Annotated in this window: 12 protein-coding genes; all 12 read right to left on the bottom strand. The window is 43.7% G+C overall.

Annotated elements, in window-relative coordinates; all coding sequences use genetic code 11:
- Entirely contained in the window at positions 1–513 is a 513-nt protein-coding gene (gene tssJ / locus L1D50_RS08330; RefSeq protein ID WP_045989250.1) for a type VI secretion system lipoprotein TssJ, read from the bottom strand.
- On the bottom strand, positions 498–1,310 hold the full coding sequence (locus tag L1D50_RS08335; RefSeq protein ID WP_239965868.1) for a hypothetical protein: 813 nt from the start codon (positions 1,308–1,310) through the stop codon (positions 498–500). The genes tssJ and L1D50_RS08335 overlap by 16 nt, the downstream gene beginning before the upstream one ends.
- On the bottom strand, positions 1,311–2,000 hold the full coding sequence (locus L1D50_RS08340) for a transporter substrate-binding domain-containing protein (RefSeq protein WP_235956595.1): 690 nt from the start codon (positions 1,998–2,000) through the stop codon (positions 1,311–1,313).
- Between the two features lie 37 nt (positions 2,001–2,037).
- Positions 2,038–4,608 carry a type VI secretion system ATPase TssH gene (gene tssH / locus L1D50_RS08345; RefSeq protein ID WP_138522497.1) on the bottom strand — a complete coding sequence of 857 codons (2,571 nt, stop codon included), beginning with the start codon at positions 4,606–4,608 and terminating at the stop codon, positions 2,038–2,040.
- A gap of 14 nt (positions 4,609–4,622) precedes the next feature.
- Entirely contained in the window at positions 4,623–5,543 is a 921-nt protein-coding gene (locus tag L1D50_RS08350; RefSeq protein ID WP_128727252.1) for a type VI secretion system baseplate subunit TssG, read from the bottom strand.
- A complete protein-coding gene (locus L1D50_RS08355) occupies positions 5,534–7,351 on the bottom strand; it encodes a type VI secretion system baseplate subunit TssF (RefSeq protein WP_128727251.1) in 1,818 nt (605 codons plus the stop codon). The genes L1D50_RS08350 and L1D50_RS08355 overlap by 10 nt, the downstream gene beginning before the upstream one ends.
- Positions 7,344–7,787, bottom strand: a complete 444-nt coding sequence (tssE, locus tag L1D50_RS08360) for a type VI secretion system baseplate subunit TssE (protein ID WP_128727250.1) — start codon at positions 7,785–7,787, stop codon at positions 7,344–7,346. Before tssE ends, L1D50_RS08355 begins: the two co-directional genes overlap by 8 nt.
- Positions 7,784–9,061 carry a type VI secretion system contractile sheath large subunit gene (locus L1D50_RS08365; protein WP_128727249.1) on the bottom strand — a complete coding sequence of 426 codons (1,278 nt, stop codon included), beginning with the start codon at positions 9,059–9,061 and terminating at the stop codon, positions 7,784–7,786. The genes tssE and L1D50_RS08365 overlap by 4 nt, the downstream gene beginning before the upstream one ends.
- Before the next feature lie 108 nt (positions 9,062–9,169).
- Positions 9,170–10,642 carry a type VI secretion system contractile sheath large subunit gene (tssC, locus tag L1D50_RS08370; protein WP_128727248.1) on the bottom strand — a complete coding sequence of 491 codons (1,473 nt, stop codon included), beginning with the start codon at positions 10,640–10,642 and terminating at the stop codon, positions 9,170–9,172.
- Positions 10,642–11,139, bottom strand: coding sequence for a type VI secretion system contractile sheath small subunit (gene tssB / locus L1D50_RS08375; RefSeq protein WP_045989242.1), 498 nt, complete (start codon positions 11,137–11,139; stop codon positions 10,642–10,644). Before tssB ends, tssC begins: the two co-directional genes overlap by 1 nt.
- Before the next feature lie 11 nt (positions 11,140–11,150).
- A complete protein-coding gene (locus L1D50_RS08380) occupies positions 11,151–11,681 on the bottom strand; it encodes a type VI secretion system tube protein Hcp (RefSeq protein ID WP_045989241.1) in 531 nt (176 codons plus the stop codon).
- A gap of 65 nt (positions 11,682–11,746) precedes the next feature.
- On the bottom strand, positions 11,747–13,051 hold the full coding sequence (locus L1D50_RS08385; protein ID WP_239965869.1) for a type VI secretion system ImpA family N-terminal domain-containing protein: 1,305 nt from the start codon (positions 13,049–13,051) through the stop codon (positions 11,747–11,749).
- Between the last annotated feature and the right edge of the window lie 221 nt (positions 13,052–13,272).

Raw genomic sequence — 13,272 nt, forward strand, 5'->3', positions numbered from 1 at the left:
CTATGCTCCCCAACCAAACAAACTATCCATCCAGCTCTGCTGTGGCATTACCGAGAACTTTATCGTCGTTCCTTGGAGCCCAAGCCAAATTACTGTACTTTCAGAAACGTCCTCAGGCACTTCCACGACGGCCTTTGTCGTCCCTTTCTGATAGTCACTAAATTCTACCAATACCGCCAAATACCTTACTCCAGGAAGCAATTTAATCGTCTTTTGCTCTTTTGTATTCGGCATCACTGGGTACAACCGCTGCTTCTCTATCAATTGCTCAGCCAATATTTGCGTATCCGATTGAAATAGCTCGATGAATTCACTTTGTGAAAATCGGTCTGATTTGGTGAGCTGATATAACCGGATAGCAACAGGATTGGCACCTTCATTGGCCCAATTGAGCTTTTCGTTGGTCTCCAGCTGCAACTGTATCGGTAACGAAAAACGCTGGAGCGGATCGGCACTTGAGCAGCCAACCGCTAAGCATATCAATAATGAGACTAAGATTACTTTTGCATACATTCGATTAATAGCGCTTTAAACTGACGCTTAAAGTGTCCTTCGTTCATTTTTCTTGTGTAGTAATTTTTATACGCCGCCCAGTGCTTACCGCTCCACCTTGATGGTGCGCCAACCATATCTTCAATCAGCTGAGGATCGAATTCTTTTAGAAATTCATCCATCACCTGATCTAACATCAACAACATCTGCTTTTGTTGCTGCCAAGGGCTACGCGACGCCTCTAATAACTTATCCAGTTTCTGCTCAATAGCAGCCTGATTTAATGTACTTTGCGTATCATGAGCGCCGATATCTGTTGCTTTATACTCTATAAATTCTTCTTGCTCAGAACGCGTTTTTTGCGTGTTTATTTGGTCAAGTTCAGTCTCTAAATCGGCAAAAATATTACTCGCATCAAACTCAACTTCATCAATTACATCAAAAAAAGTCTCTTCTTGCTTTTCAGCAGCCAAAACAGGCTCGCCGATTTCCGACTGCATGGAAAGCAATAGGGTGTAGCCAAAAAGTACAATGATATCACCATCAGAAAGCACGGAGGATGAGTGTGTGATCTGTGGCCGACCATTTAAACTTACCCCCTCAACTTCTGTATATAACCGCAGTTGATTGGCATCTTTATCTTGTTCGATGCGAGCATATACATCATGTTGCTGCGTTTCTTGCTCAGCATGCGGCAAAATCAAATCACATTCAATTGACGCTCCGAGTACCACGCCGGATTGAGAAACCGTCGCCATTCTCGACAACAATCGAACATCTTCAGGGCACTCAGTGACTTGCAACATCGCAGCATTCATCTATAACTTCCTATCATCGGCAACAATACAGTTCGAGGCAGCAGTATTAAACGCCTCTAGAAAGGTTGGACGCTTCTTTAAAAAGGCTTTTGAAAACAATATACCTAACTCTATGGTGCCATATTCACGTCGAGAAAAGTTGGTGTTTTGTAGCTTGAACTTAGCCAATTCATGTTCAAACTCATGTTCATCTATTAAAATAGCATCGACTTCATGGCCTAATAACAACTTTAAAAGTGCACTACCACTGCGTGGCTTCATTTGCACGTTATAACCTTTACGCTTGATATCAAACCACTCGTCAGAGCCAAATTCAGCGGCGACTCTATATTTTTTATATAACGGATTGTCATCACTGATATTCATTTCAGCACCAGAGAAATACCAGTACAAGTGTTTTCTCGCCATCGGAATAGACAGCGTTCCATAACGCATTCGAGCATCACTTTGAGCTACGGCAAAAATGGCATCGAGTTTACCAGTACGCAACTTGAGCTCTGCTTCTACCCAACTATCAAACTCAGCGCGATACGGGGCTTCCATCCGACTAAAAGCGCACTGAACTTGCCTGATAACACTCCCCTTCACGAGTTCATTTTCAACATAGTGATAGGGGTAAGCATCATGCGTCGCCAGCTGTACGACCTCTTTGCCTGTCGTATGCATGGTAAATAATGTAAGGCCTAACATAAGGCCTCGTATTAATCTGGTTTTTAGCATCATTTCATCAATTTATAGCTAACTCAAAGCCCGAGGCATCCGCTGAACCTGAGATCACCACTTCACGGATAGGTTCGCCTAAGCTGATCCGCTCGATACAGCTTTCAGCCAATTGCGGCATCAGGTTTCGATTGATTATTTGCTCAATGGCACGACCACCTATAGTTGGTTCATTTCCTTTGGCAACCACATAATCCACAAAGGCTTGATCATAATTTAATGTTGCCCCATAGGTTTCTTGTAGTTTTTGCGCAACACGTTTTAGCGATATCCCCGTGATCTCAGCTAACTCCGCAGTATTTAAAGGATAATATGGGATGATATTACAACGACCTAAAAAGGCTGGCTTGAAAAAGCTCTGTAGCGCAGGTCGTACGTTGTCCACTAACTCTACTAAATCAGGGCGAGACTCACTGACATTACAAAAATCGACAATTTCACTGTCAGCAGCGTTAGAGGTCATGATGATCAAAGTATTTTTAAAATCGATATTACGACCTTCACTATCTTGAATACAGCCCTTATCAAAAATTTGATAGAAAATATCATGGACGCTTGGGTGCGCTTTCTCCATTTCGTCGAGTAACAGTACACAATAAGGGTTACGACGAATCGCTTCAGTTAGCACACCACCTTTACCATAACCAACATAACCTGCTGGCGATCCAAGTAACATAGATACCTTATGCGCTTCTTTAAACTCGGTCATATTGATGACCGTCATGTCTTGCTCGCCACCAAAAAGCTGATCCGCAAGTGCAAGCGCAGTTTCTGACTTACCTACACCACTTGGGCCACACATCAAAAATACGCCAACTGGCTTACGTTTATCAGTCAGACCGGCACGCGAAACCCGAATACTCTTAGACAACTCATGTAGCGCATGCTTTTGACCAATAATACGCTGATGTAAAGCTGTTTCTAATGTCAGTAGTTTCGCCACTTCATCTTTAACTAAATTACCAATCGGGATGCCAGTCCAAGCGCCAATTACCTCCGCAATAGTTTGCTCATCGACAATGGCATGAACCATAGGCTGTTCGCCTTGCAACGACTTGAGTTCAGCCAATTTCGCCGTGAAATCTCCCGCTTGCTCACCCGCTTGGATTTGTGCCAGTTCAGATACAAGCGCTTTTTCTTTTTCCCATTGCGTATTCAATGTAACCAGTTGCGCTTCTAGTTCAGTCTTTTTCTGTTCTTTTGCGGCTATGGCTGCAGCTTGGTTCGCCAACATGTCGTTTTCTTTTGTCAGCGATGTTAACTCTTTGTCCAAGTAGCGAATTCCCTGCTCTGTTGCTTCGATACTCGCAGGCTTTGCGTTTTGCGTTAAGGCAATACGAGCACACGATGTGTCTAGCACACTGATGGCTTTATCTGGGAGCTTTCGACTAGGTAAATAACGAATAGACAGATCAACGGCAGCTTGTAGCGCCGCCTCTGTGATAAACACATTGTGGTGACTCTTTAGCGACTCTGCGACACCACGCAGCATTTGCAACGCATCTTCTGCGTTCGGCTCGTCGACTTTGACCACTTGGAAACGGCGTGTCAGTGCAGGGTCTTTTTCAAAGTATTTTTTATACTCTTCCCAAGTCGTTGCCGCGATGGTTCTAAACTCGCCTCGCGCTAGTGCCGGTTTTAACAAATTAGCGGCATCGTTTTGTCCTTCCGCACCACCTGCGCCAATCAAAGTATGCGCCTCATCAATAAAAACAATAATGGGCACTTCTGAGGTTTTTACTTCGTTAATTACATCTTTTAAGCGATTTTCAAACTCCCCTTTAACGCTCGCACCCGCTTGCAGTAAACCAAGATCCAGTGAATGAATTTGCACACCAGACAAAACCGGAGGTACTTCATCCGCTGCAATTTTTTGCGCTAACCCTTCCACCACGGCGGTCTTACCCACCCCAGGTTCGCCAACAAAAATAGGGTTGTTTTGTCGTTTTCTACACAAGATATCAATGGCTTGCCTAACTTCATCTGCACGCCCAGAGACAATATCTAGCTCACCTGCCTGAGCCGCCTGAGTAAGATTAACGGTATATTTTTCTAACGCCCCCGTTACCACACTCTGCGGTGCACTTGTCGCGCCCTTTGCTGGTGTTTTAGCCGAAATAGATAGCGTTTTAATATGCTCTTTTAAGCTCTCAACAGAGACATTCTTAAGTGCAGTAAACTCTTTTTGCTTAAACGACAATGGATCGGGCTGCAATATGCAAAGTAACAGATGTAGCCCCGCAACGGCACTGTGAGAAAATTCAACCGACGCAACCAACCACGCAGACTTCACTAAGTCTATCAACTCAGGGCTGATGGTAGGCTGTCCTGAATGACTCGGTGCCAACTGACCTAGTTTTTGCTCTAGCTCTTGCACAAACTGTGCAATATTAACCTGTTGCGACTCAAGAAACTGTTGCAACTTAGGATCACGTCCTTTCAGTAACGAAATGAACCAATGCTCAATTTCAATGGCGCCAGCTTGGCTGTTCATGGCATCTGCAGCGGCATACTCCAGCGCATTTTTTAAGTTACTGTCTAAATAAGAAATTAGTTTTGAAATAGATACTTGAGACATACTTATCCCTAACTCTACAGAGCCCTTACCGTTCGTTTCTGGTCGTCATTGCGCCTTGCTAAGTTGGCGTTTACCCCAAGCACAATGCCCTTATAATTATTCGTGAGTACCAAAGTAGAAGGTACTGTTCCGATGTATTCGGCTTCAACTTCCACCGCCACCTCGTGATTGACGTAGTGGCAGCAAAGTGACTTGATGGCACTTAACAACGCCACCTGTTCTGCTTCCTGTTTCTCTAACTTTGAAAAAACCATCGCATCATCAAAGCTAACCGTTACCGTTAAGGTTCTACCTAACTGGGCAAATTGTTTACCCAGCACAGCCCCTCTACCAAGCTGACAAGCGCTTAAACGACTTCTTGCGGCTGGGGGAATTTCCTTCACCTCGATGTCACTCATCGCTAACCGAATAGGATGAGGGAAATAATGCTTAAGCAAGCGCTGAAGATTACTCAAAGAGTAATGCTCAGCCCTCGTAATCAAAGTCGCCGGGATCATCGATAGTGTTTCGTAGTTTTCGGTTAGCGAGCTGAAGTAACTTTGCAATAATTGACGCTGTTGCTGCTCTGTTGTCGTGGCCTCGGCGCGAAACACCTTAGATGCAAATGCTTTGAGTTCTAAAGATTGATGAACAAAAGTGTTGTCGAAAATGGCCAAAAACCTGAGGTACGCGCGATTATTACGTAAGTAAGCCTCTTTCAACCAATCCAGGATGAAATGAGGTAACCCGCCTCGCTCACCAAATAACGTTGCCTCATTGCTATCGACCACAAAGTGCTGATCAGCCAGTTCTTGGTAGTCGATTTTTCGCTTACCATACGTGTCTGAAAACAAGTGCTGTTTAAAGCTGATTTTTTTTGCCCCAGCGACTCTCAGTAAGCGCGTAAAATGAAGTACCGACGATACTTTGCTAAATAAGCGTTTCGTTAACTGCATACGCGCGCTCCTAACTGTGCTTCAAAGCGCTTTGCTGGCCAGTTGTAACTGGTGTATTCCACGGTTAGCTGACTGCAGCGATCAAATGGTGTTTGCGCCGCTAAAAAGTCATTGAGTAGCTCAGCAAACAACGAAAAATCCGCGTTTAACTCTGAGTTATCTAACGTCAATGTCAGCGACATCCCCGGGACAAAGATCATGCGATTTTCAACCAAAAACGGGGCATTCATTTTTTTTGCCGTAACATCATAAATTGAATTGAGCTCTTGATGTGTGGCATTAGCATTAACAAACAATTTTAAGAAGCCAATCAAGGTAGCCTTCGCGTCTTGTGCCTGTAACAGCTGAGATAAATTAAAGGACATCAGCTTGAGCAAACTCCAATAATTTTTCTCGTCCGTCACCATGCTACTGGGTTGAATCGTCACGCCACCGACTTCAAACTCCCCAGCTAGCGCTTCTTCTGTATTTACTACGATTTGATTACCAACATGGATTTTGTTGGCTAACTGCGCATCGTAACAGCTGATCTCTGCAAATGCGGTGAACCCATTGGGGTAAGCCTTGGTCGCCTTATTGATTGGCAACACCAAGTGCTTCACCTCATCCAAAGAAGTGGCCTTATCTGCTGCTTCAATATGGCCTAATTTGTTGCTCTGTGACCAATATAGTTGCGACTGAAAATCAACAGTTTGCGTGCCGACCACAGGTGGAATTTCCTTTTGACCGGCCGAAGTTACGACGTAAACCTTATCGATTGAATAAATCTGAATATGACGCTGACTGGCGTCTGCAATAACAGGATACGATAGCTCTTGATAGTTGACTCTCACCGGTTCCGAAGATTGATGAAATAAGTTACTAAAGAGTGTCTTATTTATTTTGACCGAGAGGTTTTTCTCTTCAAGTAACACTGCGCCCAACTCATTTAAATAAAAGTCGATGTAAACACTTTTGCCATGCGCGACATTTATCTTATGAGGGTTTTTCAAGATGAAAAACTGCCGTTTAGCAGGGATTGAGAAATACTCTTTGAGCTTAAAATAAACCGGAATTTCATTGCTTTTGATTGGTGAGATAAGAAAATCATTATCCGCGAGCAAAGGGTGAAAATTGTGTTCACCGATATCATAGGCAAACTCATCATCCGCCACGCTAATAGCCACTTTCTTCACCGCTTGGTTGATAATGTCGGCAACGTTTCGGCCTATCGACTCATTACTAAAATGCAGCTGGATTGGTTGCGTCAGCGCCTGCTGAACATCAACATCACCACTTAGCGGTGATAGTTCGACGCGCAGACAATAAGGTGCCTCTTTGCTATCAAAGTTTTCAGGGATAGCATGTTGAAACGGCGTTTGCTCCAACTTAAAACGAGAAACGGTCATCGGCGTAAAGGTGACGGGCAGAGAATTACACAACTTCACGGTTGTGTTGTCATCGCCTTTATTAATGACATCAAGCTCAACCTCTACCTGTTTATCCAAAAACACAGGCTTATTAAAGTCATCCGCATTAGGTTGAAAATGCGCTTGCACCACCATAGGCAGTGATTTGAATAAATTTGGGGAGACAATATCAGCAAACTCTTCCACATGACGTGTACGTAGGGCATCTATTTCCATCGCATTTTTCGCTGCCACCCATGCGAAACTGTCGATGAGGCGGGTTACGTTCGGGTCTTCTTGCCCCTTGTCATTGAGGTTAATATGCTCAGCCTCTCTACGAAAACGCTTACGGAACCCCTCAAGGCCATAACGAATGCTCGCTAATTCATCTTCAAAGTGCTTTAACATGCGGCTAATCATATTGGCTCTCGTTTTCTATCAACACAGTGAGGCGGGTTAAGTCGATGTCCGTATCAAACTGCAATAACTCTTCTTTTCCCTCAAACGACAACATCGCGGAAACCTCGAAACGCATCGTATTAGTGATATGCTTTTCTTCATCTTGCGCTAAATAATTGACCTCAACACTGTGTAACCTTGGCTCAAATTGGCTAATTTTATTTTTGATCCGCATCGCTATTTGCTCACCGCTATTGAGCCGACTAAATAGCGCGATATCTTCGAGGCCAAAGCAGATACTCGATTGGTTCACCAGCTCACTCTCATTGTCGTGTAAAAATGCCGCTTCGGTTTTTAAAATAAGGCCAATATTGTGGTGGATGGACTGCACCACTTCGTTACCTTGATCGACCGATACGTCTTCTCTATCCATGTAAAACGCACTAAAAAAGCTCATCGTTCCACCGCCGTTGATAAACTTACTGTACTTGCCACTCTGTCGAATTGATATTGCGGCACAAGGTCAACATGACAGCCATAACGTTTAAATTCGCCGGGCTCTTCAACAACGCTGACTTTCGCAGATTTGAGTGGCATTTTCGCTAGCGTCATTTCATCAGAAACAATTGAGTTCGAGCAGTATTGTTCAAGCCAATGGGTAAGCCTATTTTCACAATCATGCGCTTCCATTGACGATCCAATCATCTCCCTAAGTTGTACTTTGAGATAATGTGCTATTCGGCTGACCATCAATGTGGTTTGGAGCAGGTAGCGATTTTCGGTGTCATTTTCCACTTTGATTGAGCTATTCGATTGAAAAAAGTATCTTTCATTTAAAGGGTTATGAAAAATAGGGATCAAACCAAGCTGAGAAATAAAGGCAGCATTACTCGCTGAGATACGAGTTTTAAAAACCACCGGCAGGTCATCTTTCTTTGCGCCATAGTAGCTAATAGCACTGCCACCAGAGCCGTCTAGCTTGCGAGATTTCAAAAAGCCAAACCAGCGCACGCGATTGAACTCAATCATCACGTTTTTCAAAAAGGTTGTGGCTGTGTTTCCCCAGCGAAAATTGTCATCGGCTTCTTCGTCGAACACAAACCCCGCAGGATGAAATCGGTAAATACGGCGATAACCTATTTTATTGAAAACGAGACCAATAAAGTGACTATTGTCTTTAGCCCGCAAGCGATGCCAGCTCTCAAAATCGTGCGCCGCCAACACCCGCTTGATCTTCGCGGTATCACATAAAAAAGACTCTCCTATCGCCCCGAGGAAAGCTTCATCAGCATCCAAGACGATAGGACAGAGGCTTTTCTCTCCCAATTCAGCAAGTAATTCTAACGTGTAAATATCGTCAAATTCATTGGCATAATCGATATCAAGGCTAATGTTGTGATCTATCACAACCAATCCATAAGGCTCTCCCCCCATCGTATTGAACTCTCGATTCGCAATGAGGTTGTATAATTTAGCCTGTTTGACTGATGGAGAAATATTGAGATCTTGGGAAATTTCTGACCAAGCAATATTTAAGATTTTTACTCGGACGGTTTTATAGTTGACCGGTAAATTAACTAATTCATGTAATGCCCGCCAGCGCGCCTCTAATGCCGTAAATTTGCGATGGGCCATAACCAAAGACAACTGCTCACTGATCAAACGGTCAATATCAGCAATTAGGTGCTTTACCAGCGCAACATTGTTTGAATGGTGTTCAGTCCTAGACATGAGGAATAGTGTTCCAGCGATCAGTCGGTTAATACGCAGAAATGAAACGAGGTATCGCATACCTCGCTTCACTGAGTGTTTTTAACGCTTGAATAAGGCGTTATAAACTTAGCCCGGTAGGCTTGCAACCATACGCACAGAAGTTGTTAGTTCTTCCATTTGTAGCCAAGGACGTAAATGCGCAACTGCCGAGTAAGCACCAGGACGGCCTGGTTGCTCAATCACTGAGATTTGTGCTTCAGCAAGTGGGGTTTTTGCACGCTCTGCATTACCCATCGCACCTGAGTTTGTGTACATTGCAATCCACTCACTCATTTCCTTCTGGATATCAGCCGCTTCCATATTAGAGCCAATATTGTCGCGACCCATTACTTTGAGATAATGCGCAATGCGACTACTCGCCATGATATACGGTAAACGCGCTGAGATTGCGGCATTCGCTGTCGCATCCGGATCGGTATACTCTTTAGGTTTTTGCGTTGTTTGCCCGCCTAAGAACACAGCATAATCGGTGTTCTTATAGTGAACTAACGGAAGGAAACCTAAATCACTCAGTTCTTTCTCGCGCTCATCCGTTAAGTTAACTTCAGTCGGACACTGCTGCGTGATATCACCAGAATCAGTTAGATAAGTTAGGTTAGGCAAAGCTTCTACTTTACCGCCATTGTCCATACCACGGATCGCAGTACACCAACCGTATGCTTCAAAAGCTTGGTTCATTTTCAGCGCCATTTCATACGCAGCATTAGACCAAACGATCTCGTCATTGCTCGCTGGTTTTGGATTGCCTGCGGTATCTGTCGCTAGCTCTTCAAACTCAAATGATTTGATTTTTTTGCCTTTACCACCGTACGGTAAACGCGCCATCGTGCGAGGCATAGTTAATGCCACATAACGTGCATCATCGCTTTCTCTAAATGAGTTCCAAGACGCATAGCTTGGCGAGTCAAATGCCGGCGCGATTGGCTTTCCTTCACTAAATGTTGAGAAGCTACTTAATTCGAACATTTCAGGCGCTGCTGCTGCGATAAATGGTGCATGACTGGCTGCAGCCACTTCACCCATGTAACGCAAAAGCGCAACGTCTTCATCTTTTTGAGAAAACTCGTAATCACCTAAAATTAGGCCGTAAGGTTCACCGCCTGCAGTGCCATATTCATGCTGATATAGCGTATTGAATAGCGGACTGCGGTCGACTGCCGGTGCGTCTTCAAACTGCTCAAGTAACTCATCTTTTGTGATATTGAGTAACTTCACCTTTTGAGATGTACCCAGCGCACTGTTGCGGATAAGTTTTTGCAAACCTAACCACGAACCTTCTAACTCTTGAAAGCTATCTTGTTGCATAATTGCTGAAAGCTGTTGGGACATTTTCTTATCAATTTCAGCCACCGCATTCGCGATGGTATCTGTTAAGTTTTTATCCCAAGTCACTGTGCCTGACATCGCTTCTTTGGTTAAAGAAGTAAGTAGCTCTTTGGTTCTGTCTGGCGCAGTTTGACTTGTCGCACTGATTGCACGGTCTAAAAACGAACCGCTTTCACCAGCTGCACCACCATCTTGCTGTAATTCTTCAGACATTATTCCTCTCCTTTAACGCCAAGTTCATCAGACAGCGCGCTCAAAGAGTCTGCGCTTTGTAGAATGTCTTTTAGTAACTTTTCAAAGTCACGAGAGCGATCTGCTTTGCTCAGCAATTCATTCAGCTGATTACGCGTTTCAAGTAGCTTTTTCAAAGGCTCAATACGTTGAACCAACGCATCGGGCTCAAAGTCTTTCATTGAGTCAAAATCTAAATTAACTTCAAACTGACTGTCATCAGCTTCAATCACATTGTCGACTTTTAATGTCAATGAAGGTTGGATACGGCCCAGTACGTCATCAAAGTTGTCTTGATCTACTTGAATAAATTCACGATCTTCAACTTCTTTTGGGTCTTCTCTGTCTCCAGAGAAATTACCGAGTACCGCTGATACAAACGGCAGCTCTTTTTTCTCAGTTGCGCCATTAGTTTCAACATCGTAGGTAATACTTACGCGGTTTTTACTAACGCGCTTATGTTGCGAATTAAGTGCCATAGTGATTTACCTTACTTAAGATCTGCAGCAGAAGTAAGCTGGTTAGTCGTTGCATCATATTTAACAGATGCTGCTTTCTCTAGCTTACCGCCCTCATCCTCAACGAAGAAGATTTGCTCAATTTTAGTATAAGTAAGCGAGAATGACTCAGATGGCTGACCACCATCACTGCCAGAGATACTAAAGTTCGCCATACGTGCTTCTTCTAGAGAAATAACGTAGTAAGGTACAATTCCTTTACCATCACGAGATGGCTTAGTCATTACTAGCTCAACGGTTTTACCGTCTGCACCTGGCTGGAATAAATAGGTAAGTAGGTACGGTGTTGCACCGTCATAGCTCTTTGAGATACTGATCTCGCCAAGTGCTACCATACCGTTATCTTGGTTGTTTGCATTACCAATATCTACAGAAACGCCACGCATAGCGCCCCAAGATAGGCTATCTACCGCAAACCAACCTTTTTTGCTGTTTAAATCGGCAACTGTTGCAGCCCCTTTGATGCTGTCATTGCCGTCGATTCTCATGAAAATTGACGCCATTTGTATTCTCCATAGCTATGTTATTTTTCCCTACAAAGTGTAGGCATAAATTTAATCTTTATTAATTACCAGAGTGGCCCTGACGAGGAACTATCTTTGGTTACAGGCTTAACTTCTGGTACTGGCTCTGCGTCTGTTTGAATCGGTTGCACTACTTCGGGCACTACCGTTTCTACAACCGCGGGGTTCGGACTAGATACTGCTACACTCTCTTCCGACAACAACTCGCCTAAGTCATTGTCAACGCCTGTTAACTTGCTTATCTCGGCAAGCGCAGGTGAATCTTTTGCAATCAATTCTCCCATCAAATCAGAGAATGACATGTTGCCCCAACGTATGGCTCTGGCGAGCAAATAGGGAATGGGGCTATGCGGCTCCGTCTTCTTAAAGAAAACCGCAATTTTATTTAAGTCTTCCAGTGCATGCTCACGGGTATACGCCGCTTTGGCAATCACAGGCTGGGTGATGGTCGCTTCTGCGACAGCTGCACTTACCGTGGCTTGTGGTTGTGGCGCGGGCTCTTTACTTGCTTCAACAACCACTTGATTCTCTTCCTTTTGTACCAAAACTTCAGTTGCTTCTTGTTGTTTTACAACATCGGGAAAGAAGTGTTGGTACATCAGCTTAATTTGCTTTATCGCATCGCGAACAAAACGAAAACCGAGCAATGCAAGTCCGTGCTTATTGCGGTATCCGTTAACGAATAAATCAATCTCTTTAAGCTTGCTTTCAATCTCACTCAAGATATCAAAGCGTGAGACCAGCTCTGTTTTTCTGGATTGTAAAACCGCGGAAAACTCAGCTTTTTTGGCTTCGAGACTACCGTCTTTCTGAGCCGAAACATAATCACTGAAGGTGTAGTCATCAATAAACGGATAGCGCATTAGTGGCACATTTAACAGCCCTGAACTTGGGCTATCGCCCGTCAATTGTTCAAGCGGTTTGGTTTGATTATCACAGTGTTTTTGAGCAGCTTCAGCGTCATCAAGTTTCGCTACTTTTTTTTCAGGTAGTTTAGGATGAATTGACTCACCGAGCTGTTTTAGCGCAAACAAAAAGTCGTCTAACCCTGCATTAAATAAGGATAGATCTTCTTTTTTGTATGCTAGTGAGGATAACCACCACACAAAGACTTCAATATCTCGTGAGTCATTTTTTAACGTATCACCAGTCGACTGTTGCAGTTGATACCAATCCTCGGCGTTTTGGCGCTGAAGTTCTTGGTCTTGCGCTGACGATGGTGTTTCTAGCAGCTTACGTAGGCTAGATTGCGCAATATTGAGTAAATTACGTAGTTCCCGAAACTTTGCTCGCTCTTCTTTAAGGAATATACCGGCATCAAGCTCAGCATTTGGAGAAAAAAGTAACATAGGCGGCTAATTTAAACCCTATACGCATTATTATTTATTCTTCATTCCATTGTGGAGCAGAATGATCCAAAGTCAAGATATTAATACCTTGTTAAATTATAGGGTTAGATCAAAAAACCGTTAATCCACACAGGAAAAACCGTTATTTTTGCTACAAGCACCAATGTGAACAGCCCTAAATAACGAGAAAATATCAAGAAACTATGGACAAAAAATGAATT

Origin of the sequence: Pseudoalteromonas sp. Isolate6 (assembly GCF_022398435.1) — a bacterium.
Taxonomy (GTDB): Bacteria; Pseudomonadota; Gammaproteobacteria; order Enterobacterales; family Alteromonadaceae; genus Pseudoalteromonas; species Pseudoalteromonas galatheae.

What these genes read in the sequence shown, in the direction of transcription:
- tssJ (WP_045989250.1), bottom strand. Translation starts at nt 513, where the DNA reads ATGTATGCAAAAGTAATCTTAGTCTCATTATTGATATGCTTAGCGGTT.
- L1D50_RS08335 (WP_239965868.1), bottom strand. Translation starts at nt 1,310, where the DNA reads ATGAATGCTGCGATGTTGCAAGTCACTGAGTGCCCTGAAGATGTTCGA.
- L1D50_RS08340 (WP_235956595.1), bottom strand. Translation starts at nt 2,000, where the DNA reads ATGTTAGGCCTTACATTATTTACCATGCATACGACAGGCAAAGAGGTC.
- tssH (WP_138522497.1), bottom strand. Translation starts at nt 4,608, where the DNA reads ATGTCTCAAGTATCTATTTCAAAACTAATTTCTTATTTAGACAGTAAC.
- L1D50_RS08350 (WP_128727252.1), bottom strand. Translation starts at nt 5,543, where the DNA reads ATGCAGTTAACGAAACGCTTATTTAGCAAAGTATCGTCGGTACTTCAT.
- L1D50_RS08355 (WP_128727251.1), bottom strand. Translation starts at nt 7,351, where the DNA reads ATGATTAGCCGCATGTTAAAGCACTTTGAAGATGAATTAGCGAGCATT.
- tssE (WP_128727250.1), bottom strand. Translation starts at nt 7,787, where the DNA reads ATGAGCTTTTTTAGTGCGTTTTACATGGATAGAGAAGACGTATCGGTC.
- L1D50_RS08365 (WP_128727249.1), bottom strand. Translation starts at nt 9,061, where the DNA reads ATGTCTAGGACTGAACACCATTCAAACAATGTTGCGCTGGTAAAGCAC.
- tssC (WP_128727248.1), bottom strand. Translation starts at nt 10,642, where the DNA reads ATGTCTGAAGAATTACAGCAAGATGGTGGTGCAGCTGGTGAAAGCGGT.
- tssB (WP_045989242.1), bottom strand. Translation starts at nt 11,139, where the DNA reads ATGGCACTTAATTCGCAACATAAGCGCGTTAGTAAAAACCGCGTAAGT.
- L1D50_RS08380 (WP_045989241.1), bottom strand. Translation starts at nt 11,681, where the DNA reads ATGGCGTCAATTTTCATGAGAATCGACGGCAATGACAGCATCAAAGGG.
- L1D50_RS08385 (WP_239965869.1), bottom strand. Translation starts at nt 13,051, where the DNA reads ATGTTACTTTTTTCTCCAAATGCTGAGCTTGATGCCGGTATATTCCTT.